We start from the raw sequence: 17,621 nt of genomic DNA, 5'->3' as shown, positions 1-17,621 counted from the left end.
TCCACGTCATGGTATTTGTGTGCGACTGGCGATGCCAGTGCCCGACCGACAGAGGTCCTCAACAGAACGATGAAGGTTGTTGATTGACCATTCAAACAAAAGTTTGTTCTGGACGGCTGTTTGCTTCCCAGCCAACGGTGTTTCTCATTCCTGTATCTACTGGCACTGGCACATCCAGTGGCATACAAGCAAAAACGGCTTTTGAATCCGACTTCCGTTGACCTGCCGTGACGGGCACGACAGGTCAACGTTTGAAATCGCGAATTCAACTACTCTGCTGCGGGGGCTTCTGGTGGTTCAACGGGTGGTGCAGGTTCCGTTGGTGTGACTTCCGTCGGTGCGGGAGTTCCGTCCACCGCAGGAGCGAGTTCTGCGACCAGATCCGCAGGGATCCGTGCCATGCTGACCAGCTTGTCGGTTTCTTCGAGGCGGATCACGCGCACGCCCTGCGTGTTGCGACCGATCTCGTTGATATCCCCCGCGCGGATGCGTTGGATCTTGCCGGTTGCGGTGACCATCAGGACTTCATCCTGATCGGCGACGGCCAGGATTTTGACGGCGTTTCCATTTCGCTTCGTGGTCTTGATGTCTTTCACACCCTTACCGCCGCGTTTTTGTCGACGGTATTGATTCGCCGAGGCCACCGCTTCGTCCGAATCGTCTGCATCGGCGTCGTCTGATGTGGTTTCTTCTTCGACGACTTCTTCTTCGACCAGGGCTTCTTCGTCAGCACCTGCTTCAGCAGTCGCACTCACGTCAATCGGAGGCCCGCCGATCCCGATGGAGGTTCGTTTACCGTAGCCGTTTTCGCAGACAGTCAGGAGGCTCATCGACGGGTCTGCAAGCACCATGCCGATCAAGAAATCGTCTTTCTTCAGACGGATGCCGCGAACGCCTGTTGTGTCGCGTCCCATGCTGCGTGCGTCGGTTTGCGAGAACCGAATCGCCATGCCGCCCTGGGTTGCCAACAAGACATCGTCCGTGGGACCGACGATCAACGTTTCGATCAGTTGATCGTTGTCACGCAGATTGATGGCGATGATTCCGCCCTTCATCGGGCGTTTGTACGCTGACAGTGGCGTCTTCTTGACCACGCCATTCTTGGTGGCCATCATCAGGAAGTGCTGGTCGTCGAATTCTCGCACGGCCACGCAACTGCTGATGCGATCGCCATCCGGCAAGGCGAGCAGATTCACGAGCGCCCGCCCCTTGCTGGTGCGGTTTTGTAGTGGCAGGTTATAAACCTTTTCCCACAGAACCTTGCCTTTGTCTGTGAAGAACAGCAGCCAGGCGTGTGTGCTGGTGACGAACAGGTGTTCAATGGCGTCTTCGTCGTCCGCCTTGGCACCGATCACACCCTTTCCGCCGCGGTTCTGGGCCTGATACGAATTGAGCGGCATTCGCTTGATATAGCCGCGCTGCGACAGCGTGACGACCATCGGCTCTTCGGCGATCAAGTCCTCGTAATTGACACCGCTCAACTCCAGTTCGTTGATTTCAGTTCGGCGCTTGCTGGAGTACTTGGCCTTGAGGGCGATCATGTCATCGCGGACGACGGCGCGAATGTTGGCTTCGTCGGACAACAGATGCAGATAGCCACGAATATCGATCAGCAGCTTCGCATGTTCGTCATTGAGCTTTTCACGTTCGAGGTTAGCGAGAGAACCCAACTGCATCGAAACGATCGCTTCGGCCTGATTGGTGGAGAGCGAATAGTTCGGCTTGTCCCCCACTTCTGACTGATACATCGCAAACCCATCGTCGCCCAGTGCACGTTTCACAAGGGGTGCCGGAACGAGGATCTGCTGCAGGCGGTCCTTGGCTTCGGCTCGGCTTGGCGAATTGCGAATCGTCGCGATCACTTCGTCGAGGTTGACCTGGCAGATCAGCAAGCCTTCGACGGTGTGCTTGCGTTTGCGGGCTTCGCCGAGCAGGAATTCCGTGCGTCGACGGATCACCGTGACGCGATGTCGCAGGAACTCGGCCAGCATTTCCTTTAGCGAAAGCAACTTCGGTCGGTTGCCGACGAGCGCGAGCAGAATGATACTGACGGTGGATTGCAGCGGCGAGAACTGGAAGAGCTGGTTCAAGACCACTTCTTTGTCTTCACCGCGTTTCACGGCGATGTGAAGACAAGTCTGCCAGGCGGGCAGGGTGCGGTCGGTCAAGTCGGTGACGCGGGCGATCCCCTTGATGCGGTCTTCTTTGATCAGCAGTTCGATCTTTTCACGGATTCGGTCGCGTGTTTCGAGATAAGGAATCTCGGTGACTTCGATAATGTCCGTGTTCTTTTCGGTGATGAACCGAGTCTTCGCGCGCAGAATGATCGTCGATCGACCGGTCAGGTAGGCCTGACGAACGCCCATGCGGCCGCAAATGATCCCGCCGGTGGGGAAGTCGGGGCCGGGCATGCACTCGACGAGATCGTCGAGCGAACAATCAGGGTCGTCGATTAATCGGATTGTGGCATCGCACACTTCGCCCAAATTGTGCGGCGGAATGCTGGTTGCCATCCCGACGGCGATTCCGTTGGAACCGTTGACGATCAGGTTGGGGAATCGTGATGGCAGAACGACCGGCTCGCGATTTCGCTGGTCATAGGTCAGGACATAGTCGACGGTGTCACGTTTGAGGTCGTCGAGCATCTCGTTCGCGACGGCCGACAGGCGGGCTTCGGTGTATCGCATGGCGGCAGGAGGCATTCCCGCGAGCGAGCCGAAATTGCCCTGTTTGTCAATCAGAACGTCCCGGACGTTCCAATTTTGGGCCATGCGGACCAGTGTCGGGTAAATCGAGCCGTCACCGTGAGGATGGTAGTTACCGCTCGTATCACCGCAGATCTTCGCGCATTTGACTCGCCCCGAGTTTGGTCCGAGGTTCAGGTCGTTCATGGCGACGAGGATGCGGCGCTGAGAGGGCTTCAGGCCGTCGCGGACGTCGGGAAGCGCGCGGCTGATGATGACGGACATGGCGTACGTGACATAGCTCGTCCGCATCTCGTCTTGAATTGCGATATTTTTGACGCGGTCGCTGCCACCATTGGTAGCGCTTAACCCGTTCGGCGCGTCCGGGCCGTCGGGAGTTCCATCACCATTAGCCAATCGAAGACTCCTCGGGAAACTCACACCGCACCGTGCTTCCAAAGCCGAACGGCGCGCGGTGATTCCGACATTTTCGGTGGGATTTCACACCGCCTGCTCACGGTGAAACCCGGAGCATTTCGTGAAAGCCTATCCTACCTGAATTTGTGGCGTATCTCAACGCTGCGGAGGGGGTTCCAGCGACACAATTCACCGAGAAACGCCGAGTTTGTCGGGCTATCGGCGGGCGGCGGAAATCCCCTTGCGAAGTGTCTCGCGCAGGTCATCCAGGGATGCGGGTTTTCCGGTGAATCGTTCGAACTGCGCTGCCGCCTGCCTGATGAACATTTCGATCCCCGAAACGGTCTTACAGCCTCGCACCTGAGCCTCTTTGATCAATAGAGTGTTCTCGGGAGTGTAAATCGTGTCAAACACGATCATCCCTTCCCGCAGCCAGTTCTGCTGGAACGGCGTTTGATCCATTTCGGGATACATGCCGACTGGGGTGCAGTTGATCAAAATGTCGGCGTATTCCGCTCCGCGATTTTCCCAGGTGACATGTCGGCAGTTGAGTTGTTCCGCCAGGGTTTTCGCCCGTGCAGACGTTCGGCTGGTGATAACGAGCGCCCCACCGGCGCGGGTGATGCCCATGCCAATGGCGCGCGCCGCACCGCCCGCCCCCAGAAGCAGAACGCGTTTTCCTTCCAGCGTATCACCGGTCGGCAAGGCGAGTTTCACGCTGTCGAGTGCCGCCTGATAGTCGGTATTAAACGACTGCCATTGATTGTCGGAGCCGCGGAAGAGTGTATTGGCGGCACCGATCTGCCGCACGAATTCTTCACACCGAGGAAACTTTGCCAGCACGGCTTCCTTGTGCGGGATCGTGACACTGAGTCCCCGGAAATCGAGTGTTTCCAGGTCTGCGAGAGTTTGAGTCAATTGATCGCGGGCGACTCGTAACGGCACGTAAACGCCATTAAATCCGATCTTGCGCATCGCTTCGTTGTGCAGCAGGGGGCTCAGGCTGTGTCCGATCGGATCGCCGATGACGCCGAACAGTTGCGTTTTGGCATTGATCGTCTCGTAGTGATAGATGTGTTTCATATCTTGAAACGACAACTGTCCGGGCGCGACTTCGCGATCCTGGCTGAATGTTGCGTAGGTAAAGGGCGAGCCCAATTTGCCGCAGGCGACACGACTCCAGACGCCAAAATCTCCCATGCAAAAGGCGACTGTGGGAATCTTGGCGTCCTTGACCAGTTTCAGCATTCGCACGCAGTCGCTGGGCGAATTGGCAAGCGTGACGACTTTGATGATATCGGGGTTCATCTCGGCAATTTCTGCCCAGACTTCTTCGATATGGTCGGGCGTGCCGTTGAAATCGTGATGGCTGACAATGCGTTTGGTCTTACCATAGCGGGGAATCGAGGACGCGATGTCATCTTCCAGGTCGACATAGTCCGCACCGGACACAATGGCGGTTCGAAGCAGACGAATTCGCGCTTCTTCGGTTCCGCGCCACTTGCCGCCGTCTTGGGCGCGTCGGCAAGTGACAATGACGGGCGTCGGTCGATCTTTCAGCAGTCGAGGAACATCCGGGTCGCGGGCGAGCCAATCGATGCGAAGTTCAACGAGCTGAGCCCCTCGCTCGGCCAGGGCATGATGTTCGGCGATCATCATGCGATGTCGCGTGCGGGCGATCGAAACACAAATCATGGCGAAGGCAGTCCACGTCAGTTATCGGTGTTCAGTCGTTGAGGTTGTTCGTCAGGTTCTTTGTTTTCACTGAACACGGAAAACAGAACTCTGGAAGTCTTTCCGTTGCTACTAACCCAGACGCCCGAACTGACGATCAAGTTCGGCCCGACTGAGCGATAATGCGGTTGGCCGGCCGTGGGGACAATGATGTGCGTCATCCACCAGATGTCGTTGCATCAATAAACTCTCAATTTCTTCAGGCGACAACCGCTGGCCCGCTTTCACTGCGGCCTTGCACGACATCATGTGCAGCAATTCATCGAGGATGTCACGGCGTGCTCCGGATTGTACTCCGGCCGAGCCACCACTCTCTAGCTTATCAATCAAGTCACGGACGAGTTCCTGCAAATCGACCTTCCGCAGCATGGCCGGATAACGATTGACGATCACGGTTCCATTGCCGAAATCTTCAACCCCCAATCCGGCACGTTCCAGAGAGTCGCGATGCTCCAGCAGCATCGCCGCTTCTTTTGACGTGACTTCGATCGGTTGAGGCACCAGAAGTCGCTGCGATTCGACCGATCCCGCCAGAACACGCGTGCGCAAATGTTCATACATGATGCGTTCATGCAGAGCATGCTGATCAATCACCGTCACGCCTTCCGGTGTTTCGACAATCAAGTAGCAATCGTGAACCTGCATGGCGCGGAATGCATTATTCTGATTGATCGGTGCGACCTGCACGGGAGCTTCGGCTGCTGGTGCGGCTTCGGTCGGCCCGAATTCCGCCGACGTGACGGGCTCGGCAGGCACGTCCGTCTCCGATTCGGACGTCGCGGGATCGGCAAGTCGCTCGGCAACGGCGGTTGCGGCGCTTGGCGCCATGAAATTGTCGGTGTCGTCGGGGGTGTCCGAACGCCAGGGTTCGATACGCGCCGATGCGACCGAGGCCGGTCGTGCGGCGGGGGCGAATGCCGTCGCTGATCCATTTGAGATCGGTTCGTTCCTGCCAACCGATCCGGGATTGATTGGAGCGGGGCTGATCTGGCCTGTCAGATAGGTCGAAAACTCGTCCTGCAACTCACGTTGTTTTTCGATGGGACGGACGGGCGAAGGAGAGAACCCGCTAAGCAACCCAGGGGCCGCACCGCCGCTGCCTCCTGCGGGGGTCGCGGGAAGGCGCAACTGACTTTGCAGATCCATGCTCAGGAATTTGGAGCGAATCATTGCCAGCAGTTGTCGAAACAATTGTTGGCTGTCTTGAAAGCGCACTTCAACCTTTGTCGGGTGCACGTTGACATCGACGCGATCCGGCGGCAGCTCGATATAGAGAAAGCACACAGGCTGTCGGCCGACCATCAGCAGACCGCGGTAGCCTTCCGTCAGCGCGTGAAACAGCGAGCGATCGGTGATCCAGCGTCCGTTCAAGAACAGATACTGCATCTTGCGAGTGGCTTTCGAGGTATTCGGATGGCCGACGTATCCCCACATTCGCACGCCACCCTGGTCCGATTCGACGGGAATCAATTCGTCGGCGACATCCTTGCCGAAGAAGATCCGCAGCCGGTCGAGCGGTTTGGGTGAAGCAGGCAGTTCCATGACCAATTTGTCGTTGTGACGCAGCACCATGTGCAGGCGGGAATTGGCGAGGGCCACACGCGTGAAATGTTCGCTGATATGTCCAAATTCGGTCGAGACGGTTTTCAGGAACTTCCGGCGGACCGGAGTGTTCTCGAACAGGTTTCGAACTTCGATTTGCGTGCCTAAGGGGCAGCCGCATTCGCGAGGGGGAACGACTTCGCCCAGATTCACGACCAGTTCGTGGCCATGTGCCGCATCGGCTTGCCGTGAGCGGATGCGCAACCGGCTGACTTCCGCGACCGAGGCCAGCGCTTCACCGCGAAACCCCATCGTCTGCACGCCGAACAGGTCGTCGGCATTTCGGATTTTGCTGGTGGCATGGGAGGATACGGCCAGCAGCAAATCATCGGGATGAATACCCTCGCCATCGTCGACGATCCGGATCAGTTCGCTTCCACCGGCAACGACGTCCACTTCAATGCGCGTGGCCAGGGCGTCGACGCTGTTTTCCAGCAACTCTTTAATCACGCTCGCAGGGCGTTCGATGACTTCCCCCGCAGCGATCTTGTTGATGACGCTGGTCGAGAGCTGCTGAATCCGGGACATCGCGCGAAACCGATCCTTGGAAGATAAAAGTCGTCGAGCCAACGCGGCCGTAGCCGGACCAAGCTTAAACCGAGTTGTTCACGAACGTTGCAGCGCGAGCCGCGTCGTCGTGAGTTCCTGACGAGCGGGCCCGTCCGGACAGTCAATCACCTTAGAATAACGGCCTACGGTCGAAACACGAAGCGTCCGGTGGATTCGAACCAGCGATCTCGTTCATTCCGGGATCAAGGCACCTAAAACCGTTAAAACACGAAGAGAAATTCGTTGGCATTCAAAAAGGCGCGACAGAACGCGACCAGACCATGCGGTTCGATCAGCTCGACGGCCGCCGTCAATTCTTCGTGAGTTGGATCGCGCTGGAAACCAAGCTGGAACGCCAGGCGTACCTGGTCTGCCGGGGCGGGACCGGCTTCCGCTGTCAATCGATTGGCAAACAGTTGCGACTGTTGCAGAACGAAACGGCTGTTCAGAAGATTCAGAGCCTGTAGCGCCGTGATCGAGGATGTCCGTTTGGGGGTGATTTGTCCCGCATCCGGGCAATCAAACTGCCCGAAGATATCGTCGAGTTGCATTCGCGGTTTTGACTGGTAGACCATCCGACGCCACTCGGCAGGGCCGAAGGTGTGCTTGCTGTTATAGACCTTGACGTAATTGGTGTTTGGTTCAAACAGGTCGAAGCCGGGGCCCGACATCCGATCATCCAGGTTGCCGCTGATCGCCAGAATCGCGTCGCGAATGGGCTCGGCTTCCAGTCGTCGAGGAGGAAATCGCCACAGCAATCGCGTGCCGGCATCGAGTTTCATGGCGTCATCGCGAGGCTGACTCGATTGCCGGTAGGTTGCGGAATTGACGATCATGCGATGCAAGCGTTTGGGCGAATCGCCGGAAACGAGTTCCATCGCGAGCCAATCGAGAAGTTCGGGATGTGAAGGCGTTCCCCCGTTCCTGCCAAAATCACTGGGTGTCGACACAATTCCCTGACCAAAGTGAAAGTGCCACAGGCGATTTGCCATGACGCGCGCCGTCAAGGGGTGACTGGGGTCGGCAATCCACTTCGCTAGTGATGTCCGACGGGCGCTTTCGAGTGCGTCGGCCGGCATTTGCCACTTGGAGCCAAATGAAGCGAGACTTGCGGGCGGAGTCTGTTCTTTCGGCTGCAACGGATCACCACGATGCAGTCGATATGTCGGTTCCGGTTTGACAAAGCGTCCGGCGTAGGCCATGCCGATGTCGGCCAGCCGCTTCAATTGTTGGCGGAGTGCTTCCCGCTGCGTCGTCAGTTCGCGGGCGAGTTGTTGCTCGGATGGATTGCACCCAATCAAGGTGGGCAGAGATGTGAGCTTGCGGTCATAGGCCATTCGATCCTGAGAGGTTGCAACTACACGGAGCGCGTCGATGTTCAGGCCGGCCTCGATGCGGTATCGAGTTGGAATGCGATCTTGAAATCGGCCCTCATCGGGCCGGTCGCGGCTCCATGTAACACGATCGATCTCAACGGGCTCGGGAAGCTCAAGCAGCAGCCAGCCACTGCCGGATTCGTGTGAAATCCAGCTTGCCGAGTTTCCATAACGACCGTCATTCACGAATTTGACCTGATGGATGTCGAATCCAGGCAGGCTGGATGAGGCGGTGGCTCGCGTTCCGAAACTGTCGAGCGCGACGTTGCGCGCGGGCGACGTCCGCGTCTGGGGCGTTTCGAACACTTCGAGTTCATCGAGACAGGGCTCACCACCATTCGTGGCTTCAATGACGAATCTGACGAAACGGGCCTTGATGGGAGAGAATCGCTCAACGTTTCGTTGTCGATGCACGGACGATCTCAATCGAGGCTGCGCGAGTCCCGCGTCGCTGTCGTCCGTGGATCGCTGTAAGCAGATCAGATCGGCCGTGACGACCGCATTCGAATCACCACTGCGGAGCACCAGGCACGATGTCGGCGCCAATGTGTGGATTCCCGCATCAAAAAAGCCGCTCCAGAGCGATTGATTCTTGTCACCGGAAGTGCCATCTGCGAATCGTCGCTGATCCACCTTCACAATTTCCTGCTGATCGCCGATTGTCGCGAGGTCACCGTCTCGATCGAGCACGTATGTGGCATCGGGCGCGTGCGTGTCCCATCCGCAGCCCCACGACAGCCACAGATGCCAGCGGCCATCGACGCGGGGATTCCAAGTGAAGACGTCTGTTTTGGGAGCCGTCGTCCAGTGGGAATAGCTTCGTCCGAGATTGGGGTAGTGTGATGTGTCGCCCGGATCACCTTTCTGACCGCGCCGCGTTCCGTTCTGATACGATTCGATGCCCGTTCGAGGGACCACGAAGTGCACGCGAGGTGGTTCGTTCAATTCGACGCTGTCGAGCTCGTCGTCAATCAGAAGCGTTGATTGCTGCACACTGATGATTGCGAGGGGATTTTGTTCAAAAGGAGGCGTCGACGATGCGGCCACAAATGCGACCGGCGCATACCGTGTCAGGTCTTGCTCGACGCTTGTGAGATCGGTGCGAAGTTTTTGAGCCGTCTGCTGATTGCGTTCGAACTCGATCGATCGCAATGGACGCTCGCCATGCTGCACACCTTCAAAGACGGCCTTGATCGAGTAGTAGTCGGTCTGCGAGATCGGGTCGAACTTGTGGTTGTGACAGCGGGCGCATCCGATGGTCAGGCCAATGAACGCGGTGCCGGTGGTACTGACCATGTCATGCAGCTCGTCGGCTCGTTGTTGAGCCGTCAGTGCCGGATCGGGACTTTTCACACGGTCCCACGCGCCCGCGACTAGAAACCCGGTGGCTTCGTCGACTCCGACAGTATCCCCGGCGATTTGTTCGAAGACGAATCGTTCGAATGGCTTGTCTTCGTTGAATGCTCGGATCACATAGTCTCGATAGTGCCAGGCATTGGGGCGGGGCTGATTTGTTTCGAATCCATCGCTCTCGGCAAATTTGACGACATCCATCCAATGGCGTGCCCAGCGTTCGCCAAAATGCGGAGACGCGAGCAAGCGGTCGACGAGCCGTTCATACGCATCTGGGCTTGTGTCACTGGCAAACTCCGCAACCTCATCCGGGGTTGGCGGCAATCCGATGAGATCAAACGAGGCACGGCGGATGAGTGTGGTTCGATCGGCTTCTGCGGACGGCTGGAGCGTTGTGGACGAGCCATCGGAGGCTGTGACTTCTTGTCCGGAGAGCATCGACAGGATGAACGGATCGATGGGATCGCGTGCCGACGCGGTGTTCCCGGCGGGCATTGCGGGAACGGCCGGTCGCTTGACCGGGGTGAACGACCAGTGCGGCTTGGATTCTTCCAGCTTTTCTTCATTGGAGGGCCAATTGGCCCCCTGATCGATCCAGGCACGTAGTATGCCGATCTCTTTGGATGACAGCCGTTTCTCGCCTTCGGGTGGCATCTCCATGCCCTCGACAAGCCCCGCCGTGAACTGGACGAGCGGACTGTCGGCGCTTTGCTCAGGAATAATCGCCGGCGCGAAGCTGCCGCCGCCTTTCATTGCCGCCGATTTCAAATCGAGTCGAAGTTCGCCACGCTGCTTATTGGGCCCATGGCACTTGAAGCAGTGATCTCGAAGAATCGGTTCCACGTCGCGGGCAAACTCGACCTTCCGATCCACGGCGGGCGGCAGCTTGGATTCATCGTCTGCTGCGATGCATCGTGGGGAATGCACGAGCGCTGGAAGCGCGAGTTCCGTCACGCAAATGATCGAGAGCCCCAACGTCAAATGGCGTAGGAGCACGAATGTGTGATTGCAGCAACGGAATTCCATGTCGCAGTCTCGGAAAAGTTCCGCCGATACTTCGGCGATGAACGGGACTCAGTCTTGAGTTCCATCGCAATGTGTGAATGTGCTCGTCCTGGAAAATCCCTTCGAACTTGTTCATCACGATGCAGAGAAACCGATCATAATCAGTCTTGTGGCCTGCCGTCGTCACTTAATCCGCAAGACGCAACGAAAGCCGATGTCCGGGTGACCCTTGCTGATGTCGTGTCCCTCTCGATGCCAGGCGCTCCAATCGGGGCCATCCCCTTTGACGACTCGCAGGTTCATATCTTTGACCGTCTTGGGGCCAGCCCAATTATGAAGTTCCTTTTCGCTCGCCGTGGCGGCCGCGTCTTTGTGAGCGGTTGCCGAGTAGTGATCGGAGCACCATTCTTTGGCGTTATTGGCGAGATCAAAAATGCCGTAGACGCTGCAATCGGCCGCGTAGGAACCAACGGTGGTCACCTCTCGACTGCTCCATAACGACTTGCCATTTCCCCAAGGCGCCCGCAGTCCGGTGGGGCCACGGGCGGCTTTTTCAAACTCAGCTTCGGTGGGCAGTTCCATTCCTGCCCACCGGGCGTAACTCTGCGCGGCGGGGAACAAGACGCCCATGGCGGGCATACGTCGATCGCCGGATGCATTGCCAGCCGCGGCGGGGGCCGGCTTCTTCTTTTCGCGGAGGTCCGATCGATAGCGTTCGTAGCTTTCGACGGTCACTTCAAGGAGTTCCATGTAATACGTATCGAGCTGCACTTTGAACGAGGGGCGGCATTGGGAATCTCCCTCATCGGAACCAATGATGGCAGTGCCCGCAGGAACCAATGCCAGGACCGATTCTGTTTTCTTGCATTCGATTCGCATCGGCAGGCCGTCGTCACTGTACCCCCATGCCTTTACGGGACTGAATCCTTTGGGGAGGACGAATTTTGGGTCTGCTTTCCCACTGCCGGAATACTGTGGCTGACTGGGTATTCCGACCGAATTCACGACGAATTGCGTCGAGTCTTTCGCCGTATCGGCAGTGGCGAGCGTGAATTCGTCCGACGGCAGTGTGGCGTTGAGCGATTCGACGATGGTCGATTCTCCCACTGCACTGACCAGGAAGAGATTCTTTGGGTCGGTGTTTGGTGGGAGCGACGATTTTGAGGGGGGCGACTTTTCTGTGGAGCGAGGCGTGGACGATGCGCTTGTTACGAGGGGGCTCACTGGCGCGGGCGACGGTGTCTGCGGCGGTAGTGCCACTGGAGCCGCCGGGGCCGAACTTGTTTTTCCGCATCCAGTCAGCCACAGCAGCCCAACTAGCAGCGCGGTAGCGGATGGAACTCGTCTTCGCATCATCCATTCACCCTCTCAGGTTCCGAACTGTTGCTTGCTGACGGAACATCGTCGAAGTCGAGTGACTGAGAAATTCCCCGTCGCCACATCGAAGAATGATCCCCGATGGCTAGCGGGGAGGTGCCATTGTGACTTTGAGCGTGAGCTCTTTTTTGTCTCGTACGACGACGAAGTCGACTTCATCGCCTGCGGAGAATTTTCGCAATGCGGCGTCATAGTCTTCCAGGTTTTGGACTTTGTGCGTCCCCAGTTGAATGATCCGGTCGCCGCCCATGAGGCCGGCCTTTTCAGCGGGGCCACCGGGTGAGACGCCACTGATCGCATACCCAGGATCTTCATTGCCGAATTCCGGGATCGTTCCGACAAAGGGGCGGCTGCCACTACGGGTGGGGCCACCTACGCCTTTGACTTCCAGATAGTCGGGGCGAGTGGGCTGTTCAGCGGTCGCAATAACCACTTGCTCCATCAGATCGGCGACGCGACGCATTCCGTCGATATTGATTTTGTCCCAGTCGTCGCTCGGACGGTGATAATCGGAATGCTCGCCTGTGAAAAAGTGCAGCACGGGAATCTTCTTCGCGTAAAACGAAGAATGATCGCTGGGACCAAATCCTTCCGGCTTGAAGATGAGTTTGAATTGGGTTGTGGCGTTGAATTGGTTCAATTCGGATTCCCAATTTGAGCTGGTCTTCGTGCCATAGACGATCAGCTTATCCTCCTTCAAGCGACCCACCATATCCATATTCAACATGGCGACCGTCTTATCCAAGGGGAAGACGGGATATTTGACATACCGTGCCGATCCGAGCAGTCCCAGTTCTTCACCCGTAAAAGCGATAAAGACCAGCCGTCGCCCCGGCTTCTTTGTCTTGGCGTGTTCACCGAATCGACGCGCCAGTTCGAGCAGCGTCGTGGCGCCCGAGGCATTGTCGTCGGCCCCATTGTGAATTTCGGTTGAGCCGGGCGCGAGCGAATTGGCGCCGCCACGGCCGACATGATCATAGTGGGCTCCGATCACGATCGTTTCGTCTGCATTGGGGCCTTCGCCGTCGATCACTCCGATGACGTTGAAGACGTCACTGCGAACCTTTTCAACGGTGGCTGCTCCTTTTGCCTTCCATCCTGTCACGACGAGGGATCGTGGTTTCATATCGGAATCGATTTCGGATTCGAGCTTGGCCAAATCGGTGTGCACCGCGGCCAGCATCTCATCGCAGGTCTTGATCTGAACATGAAACGTCGGTGGAAAACGCGTATCACCGTTTCCAGCATAGCCAAATTTCATCAAGGCATCGTCATTCGCCGTTTCGGCTGACTGTTTCAACGATTTCGCCTGATTGACGACTTCCGCGAGCTTATTCCGAGCGGCGGTCACCTTGTCGGCTTCAGCGGGTTCGATCGCCAGAAACTCTTCGGCAGCGATGGTGACTTTTTCGTTGAGCTTCGCCAGATTCTCACGTCGACTCTCGGCCGACTTCCTTCCGGAATAAGGATCATTCACGAACAGGACGGCCGCGGCTTTGTAGGCTGCGAGTGTGTTCATCTTCGACTTCAGGTCGGCAAAACGCGAGACACCATGTTCGGCGCCCAAAGGGCTTTTTGGATCGGCCTGACGAGGATTCCGTCGCATCACGATGACGACTTTGCCCTCCACATCAATCCCGGCAAAATCGTTGTATTTCAGGGAGTCGGATTTGTTTTCGGCCGAAGGTTCTGCATGCGGATCATCCGTTGCGTCAATCCCGTAGCCGCAGAAGACGATATCGCCTTCAAAATTTCCGCTCCCACCGAACGAGCAGACTTCGACATCGGAGCCAATCGTGAGTTCGATTGTTTTTCCGTCAGGGCCGATCAGCTGAAGAGATTTGGGGTCAACCAGCTTCGATCCGGTTGTGATGTCGAATTTCTGGAACGCGTCACCATCGACGCGGTCGACGGCCAGTCCTGATTTCGCGAAATGGCTTTTGATGAACTCGGCCGCGACGTTGATTCCCTGCGTGCCGACACCACGGCCTTCAAGTTCATCCGATGCGAGAAACTTGATGTCGTCGAGCAGCCGTTCGTTCGTTTTCGGAATGGCTTCGCCACGAACCGGCAGGGCCCATGAGCAAACCAGCAATCCAAGACTGGCGAACACTATCATCACACGCAGCATGATCACCCTTCAATGCAGTTCCGCGGCCTTCCGATGTCTGCATGATTGTACGTTGCTGCCCAGCCAAGATGAAGTGGACACGTCCTTTATGGTCGCCTCCGACCTGACTGGAATTTCATCTGTGCAGAGCGTGAGATGTCCGTGATTGGCGGCCGTTGCCACGCCTTACGCGTCCGATTCGCTCGGGGTGTCAACGGATTCATCGGTCCGCCCGGCACCTTGGGGATTGTCGCCAGCGTCGTCTGTCTTCAGGAATTCCCGCAACAGGACTGTCGCATACGTGCCTGCTGGCAACGACAGTTCAAACTGAATTCCCTGTTCGACGGGAGTGACAACCAGATCGCCTGGGCGGATGAGATACGGACGTCGCGCCCCCGACATGAGTTGTGCATAATTTGCGAAGTCGGCCGAACCGAGCCCCGACTGCTCAAGGATCATCGCTTCCCGCTCGGCCGGAACGCCGTTCGGCGTCAGCATCTTGACGCCGAACATCGGTCCCGTGACGGCTAAGAGTCCTTCATCCAGCCGGGCCTGCTCGCGAGCGACATCGTCGACGATGAACTTTCCACCCGACTCGATGACGTCCATGACGTCGCCCAGCAGAACCGTCTGCAGCAGCCCGTCGCTAAGGCGTGCTGCGAGTGCTTGATTGAAGAGGTCCGACTGGACTGAAGAGAGTGCCAGGCGCAGCAGGAACTTTCGCTTCGAAAAGGGGATATCGCGGGGAGTGGCGCGCCCGGCAAGCAAATCAAGGCCCAGCGATAACGTCTGTCCTTCTCGCCCAAACCGCTGTTCGCCGTAATAGTTCGGAATCCCGATTTTGCGAACGACATCCGCGATCGCCACAGCGCGCTGATCGGCATCTTCGTTCACTTCGCGTACTGTGATGGTGAAGCGATTCCCACGCTGGTGACCCGTGCGTAATTTGTTCCCGTGCAGGCCTGTTCGCAACACGCGCAGTTCAGGCGAGTCGAGCAATTCGACGCGCGCCGCTGCGCGTGCGGGGACAGAAACGTATTGCCGCGTGATGGCGCGGCGATCCTTGATTCCTGCGGTTCCGATATCGTTTGGCGAGATTTCCAACGTTTTGGACAGCCGTCGTAACAAAACGTCGTGGGGCAGGTCGTGTTTTTCGATCCAGAGGTACAGATGTTCGCCGGCGCCGGATGGTTCGTACGCCGGAATTTCTTCAACGACAAAATCGGCAGGATGATCTTTCAGCCGGCCGCCAATTCCCGGGAGATCGGCTGTTAAATACGGTAGTGGTTTTGGTTGTCCGGAGGTCATCAAGAAGTCCAAATTACGCAAGGCAGAGGAAGAATGTGGCGGTCGCAACAGCTGGGCCGACTGTTCTGTCGACGAAACGAGGCGAATCTCGTTGCGGTGCAATTGCTGATCATGACCATCCGCTGCTAGAATACCAGTCCACGCGAGAGTGGCGAAACTGGCAGACGCGCTGGATTTAGGATCCTGTACCTTAATCGGTGTGGGGGTTCGACTCCCCCCTCTCGCATTTTCTGAAAGGTGAGACCTTTCAACCGGGTGCCGCACCTCTCCATGAGCCATTATGGAGAGGTGTTTTGCTTGAAACTCGCTGTAGTGAGCGATCCAGGGCATGAGGTTCGCGACTTCAGGCGTCTGATTGGCCGATGCGATTCCAGCAGACGTTGCCGGCATTTCGTGCAAGCATGGATCGGATTCTGCGAGGAAGCCTCCATCTCCACAGACAACGAAGGGCATGCCCCGTCTGCAAATCGGCATTCACGCTCAGAATTTGGTCTGCCCAAGGCTCTCATCGTGCCTGCTGGCGAACGCCTGCGTCACGACAAACTGCTGTAGCATCAGTGCCGTGGCGAGTGGCATTAGCATGACGGCGGCGGCATCCGTCATCCGGCCCAGAGGAGGGCACACGAGAATTGTCTCGACTAAGTTCATGACCGCATAAAAGAAGGTCATCACAAAGAGAATCTCGGTGACATGTGCGACCGTGGTTGGTGTGTGAACGACGCGCCTTTGCCATGTCCTCGCGAGCCTTAATATCGCCGCACTTGTCGCGATCACCGTGACCATCAGGCCAAAGGGATTCAACACAAAGTCAGACACGATCTTGTAGACCCCTTGCCGCAATGCTTTTGCGAGCCACACGGCATAGCTGCGTGACTCGCTCTGCAGTGTGGCTGTCGCTAGTTTTCGGAGTTGCGTGTTCATCACACTTGGATCGTTTCCATAGAGTTCACGCGCGGCAGGAGTGAACACGTGCCAGATCGTGACGTCATAGTTGTTTTCGATGCGCAAGTAATTCAGCTTGTCAGCGTCTAACATCTGCAGGGAATTGGCGGGCAATTGATCTCGGTAATTGAGGGCCAGCCGGGCGAGTGGCTGAAGATCCGCAGGAAGCTGTGCGACCTGTTCGGAACCTAAGAATTGGCCTGCGATACCCACCAGGTTGTATCCACCAAATGAAACGACGCCAAAGCTTTGGACAAGACACAACCGCAAGAGACACCAACAAAAAACTGGAACGCAGGCGAGCGTTAACGATTTCACGCCATATTGTGCAATTCGTCCGTACGTCAACTCTTCGCGTGGCGCGTGCTTAAGGTGCAACAGCGTGCGAACGATTGGCACGACGAGGACAAGGAACAGATAGGCGGGACGGATGAGCCAGGCGGCGGTCGTGGACGCGATCACTCCTGCGAGCGCCCAGCCAGTTCGACCCTCGTGTCCGTGTGACTGCAGAATGAACCCCATCGCCGCGATTCCTGCTGCGGCCGCCAGCGTGTCCGTCGTAATCGTCTGAACATAGAGCCAAAGGATATTCGTCGTCAGGAGTGAGCCCGCAATGACGGCGGCGCTCCACCCAGATGCGACATTACGAGAGAGGCCGAAATAGAAAACCAGGATCGCGCCACAGAATGCAAAATATTGGGCAGTAGGTGCGGCCTCGTAGGATCCGGTTGCCAGTGTCACCAATCTCAGAAAGCTAGGGTAGCCAGGTGTCCGAATGTCTCTTAGGGCCGCGTCAAATGAGTGAAATGGAAACTCAAGATAGCCCGGCGAATCATCTGTCATCGTCGCATTGAAGCGACCGGTGAGGGACAGCGTGATACCAATGATCAGCATTTGAAACACGAGCGCTGCGGAGGCGAGTCGGTTTTTCGACGCTATTCCGGTTCGATAGACAAATTGTGTTTCTGTCACTCGGCTTCTCACTTTGACAGCGGGCTGAAATAAGTGGGACTGGCTTCGATAACAATCGACAATCGAATGGCATAGAAAACGACACGAATGCGTTGCGTATTTCAGGAGGCAAAGAAACGTCTCAGATCGATACGAACACTGATCGATCTGAGATTTGCGAGTCGACTCAGGTGTAACGTCTTTTATTAGACG

The 17,621-nt window shown here is 57.0% G+C and carries 8 protein-coding genes and 1 tRNA gene; 1 reads left to right on the top strand and 8 read right to left on the bottom strand.

Annotation, left to right across the window (positions count from 1 at the left end):
• Positions 1 to 269 precede the first annotated feature (269 nt).
• From gyrA to truD, 7 genes are all read right to left on the bottom strand, one after another.
• Positions 270 to 3,101, bottom strand: coding sequence for a DNA gyrase subunit A (gene gyrA, locus OSO_RS0100380; RefSeq protein ID WP_010581628.1), 2,832 nt, complete (start codon positions 3,099 to 3,101; stop codon positions 270 to 272).
• Positions 3,102 to 3,317: 216 nt separating this feature from the next.
• Positions 3,318 to 4,796, bottom strand: coding sequence for a shikimate dehydrogenase (aroE, locus tag OSO_RS0100375; RefSeq protein ID WP_010581627.1), 1,479 nt, complete (start codon positions 4,794 to 4,796; stop codon positions 3,318 to 3,320).
• Positions 4,797 to 4,907: 111 nt separating this feature from the next.
• Positions 4,908 to 6,965 (bottom strand): DNA mismatch repair endonuclease MutL, encoded by a 2,058-nt coding sequence (gene mutL, locus OSO_RS0100370; protein WP_010581626.1) that lies wholly within the window; start codon positions 6,963 to 6,965, stop codon positions 4,908 to 4,910.
• A gap of 242 nt (positions 6,966 to 7,207) precedes the next feature.
• On the bottom strand, positions 7,208 to 10,741 hold the full coding sequence (locus tag OSO_RS51670; protein WP_010581625.1) for a PSD1 and planctomycete cytochrome C domain-containing protein: 3,534 nt from the start codon (positions 10,739 to 10,741) through the stop codon (positions 7,208 to 7,210).
• Between the two features lie 162 nt (positions 10,742 to 10,903).
• The gene (locus OSO_RS47245; protein ID WP_083842743.1) at positions 10,904 to 12,076 is read right to left on the bottom strand and encodes a formylglycine-generating enzyme family protein; all 1,173 of its coding nucleotides are present in this window, start codon (positions 12,074 to 12,076) and stop codon (positions 10,904 to 10,906) included.
• 106 nt (positions 12,077 to 12,182) lie between these two features.
• Complete coding sequence (locus tag OSO_RS0100355) at positions 12,183 to 14,228, bottom strand: M28 family peptidase (protein WP_010581623.1); 2,046 nt, start codon at positions 14,226 to 14,228, stop codon at positions 12,183 to 12,185.
• A gap of 165 nt (positions 14,229 to 14,393) precedes the next feature.
• Positions 14,394 to 15,515: a tRNA pseudouridine(13) synthase TruD gene (gene truD / locus OSO_RS49320; protein WP_010581622.1), complete on the bottom strand. Its 1,122-nt coding sequence runs from the start codon at positions 15,513 to 15,515 to the stop codon at positions 14,394 to 14,396.
• Positions 15,516 to 15,657: 142 nt separating this feature from the next.
• On the opposite strand from truD, the gene OSO_RS0100345 reads away from it, so the two are divergent.
• Positions 15,658 to 15,741 (top strand) — tRNA-Leu (locus OSO_RS0100345).
• A 254-nt stretch (positions 15,742 to 15,995) separates the two neighbouring features.
• Here the strand turns inward: OSO_RS0100345 and OSO_RS0100340 are convergent.
• The gene (locus OSO_RS0100340) at positions 15,996 to 17,429 is read right to left on the bottom strand and encodes a hypothetical protein (RefSeq protein ID WP_010581621.1); all 1,434 of its coding nucleotides are present in this window, start codon (positions 17,427 to 17,429) and stop codon (positions 15,996 to 15,998) included.
• Between the last annotated feature and the right edge of the window lie 192 nt (positions 17,430 to 17,621).

Origin of the sequence: Schlesneria paludicola DSM 18645 (assembly GCF_000255655.1) — a bacterium.
Classification (GTDB): domain Bacteria; phylum Planctomycetota; class Planctomycetia; order Planctomycetales; family Planctomycetaceae; genus Schlesneria; species Schlesneria paludicola.
The sequence above is the reverse complement of the archived record's forward strand: the minus strand, read 5'-3'. Positions and strand labels throughout refer to the sequence as shown.

Coding starts and splice junctions, on each gene's coding strand:
- aroE (WP_010581627.1), bottom strand. CDS start 4,796: ATGATTTGTGTTTCGATCGCCCGCACGCGACATCGCATGATGATCGCC.
- mutL (WP_010581626.1), bottom strand. CDS start 6,965: ATGTCCCGGATTCAGCAGCTCTCGACCAGCGTCATCAACAAGATCGCT.
- OSO_RS51670 (WP_010581625.1), bottom strand. CDS start 10,741: ATGGAATTCCGTTGCTGCAATCACACATTCGTGCTCCTACGCCATTTG.
- OSO_RS47245 (WP_083842743.1), bottom strand. CDS start 12,076: ATGATGCGAAGACGAGTTCCATCCGCTACCGCGCTGCTAGTTGGGCTG.
- OSO_RS0100355 (WP_010581623.1), bottom strand. CDS start 14,228: ATGCTGCGTGTGATGATAGTGTTCGCCAGTCTTGGATTGCTGGTTTGC.
- truD (WP_010581622.1), bottom strand. CDS start 15,515: ATGACCTCCGGACAACCAAAACCACTACCGTATTTAACAGCCGATCTC.